Raw genomic sequence first — 1,185 nt, 5'->3', positions numbered from 1 at the left:
TAATCCGTACTGAACATATTATACATTATTTTCAGTATAGTTGAGCTTATTATTGACTAGAGTCATGCTCTTGCGCTTGACCCCTGGGCTCTGCAGCGGCTTTCCACAGCCCAGAGCGCCCTGACAAGCGTTTTTGGTAAGATCACCCCTACAGGTCTCCCAGGGTGCCCGGCGCCCACGGCATGCACGACAACCCTACTTCCCTCTCTTCTGATTTCGAAGTCATCTCTCTGTCCAATCCTCAACAGGCCATGTCTTTGGCGGGCACTCAGGAGGCCAACCTGAGGTGGATCAGTCGCTCCAGCGGTGCTTCTGTAACGCTGCGCGGACAAGACCTGTACCTGAAAGGCACTCCCCAACAGCGGCAGCAGGTGCGGCAATGGCTAGAATTGCTGAGGCCGCTTTGGCAAACTGGGCACCCCGTCACTGTGATCGATGCAGAGCAAGCTTTTCGCGCCCTCTCCGGACAAGAGGCTGCCGCCTACCAGCAAGCACAAGCAGGGATTTTGGCCCGCACCCGCAAAGGGGAGCTCATCCGACCGAAAACGCCCCGCCAACAGGAGTACGTGCGAGCCATTCGCACCCACGACCTCTGCTTTGGCATTGGACCGGCGGGCACAGGAAAAACCTATCTGGCTGCCGTTGTGGCCATTGCTGCCCTACAAAACCGAGAGTACGAGCGTTTGATCTTGACTCGCCCGGCTGTGGAAGCGGGAGAAAAACTGGGGTTTTTGCCGGGGGATCTGGTGGAAAAGGTGGATCCCTATCTGCGGCCCCTTTACGATGCCCTGTTCGAGTTTATCGACCCGGCCAAGCTGCCGCAGTTGATGGAGCAGGGGGTGATCGAGGTGGCGCCGCTGGCCTATATGCGAGGCCGTACTTTGAGCAATGCCTTCATCATTTTGGACGAAGCCCAGAACACCACCCCCGAGCAGATGAAGATGGCCCTCACGCGGCTGGGATTCCGGTCGCGTATGGTGGTTACCGGGGATCTCACCCAAACGGATCTAGGCAAACATCGCATGTCCGGCCTGGCAGCGGCAGAGCGTATTCTGACAGGGGTAGAGGGGGTTGCCTTTTGCTACTTCGACCAGCGGGATGTGGTGCGCCACCCTCTGGTGCAGCGGATTGTCGATGCCTACGCCCGCTACGAGGGGCAGTCGTGAAGCTGAGGGTGCTCTTTTT

1 protein-coding gene is annotated in these 1,185 nt (G+C 58.0%); it reads left to right on the top strand.

Going from position 1 to position 1,185, the window contains the following annotated elements; genetic code table 11:
• Positions 1 to 182 precede the first annotated feature (182 nt).
• Positions 183 to 1,166, top strand: coding sequence for a PhoH family protein (locus tag NW837_RS09105; protein WP_414330856.1), 984 nt, complete (start codon positions 183 to 185; stop codon positions 1,164 to 1,166).
• The last annotated feature ends 19 nt before the right edge of the window (positions 1,167 to 1,185 follow it).

The organism is Synechococcus sp. R6-10 (assembly GCF_047461815.1).
GTDB lineage: Bacteria > Cyanobacteriota > Cyanobacteriia > Thermostichales > Thermostichaceae > Thermostichus.
Note: the sequence above shows the minus strand (reverse complement) of the source record. Positions and strands in the feature narration are given on the sequence as shown.

Excerpts from the sequence above, each read along its gene's own strand:
- NW837_RS09105 (WP_414330856.1), top strand. The coding sequence starts at position 183 with ATGCACGACAACCCTACTTCCCTCTCTTCTGATTTCGAAGTCATCTCT.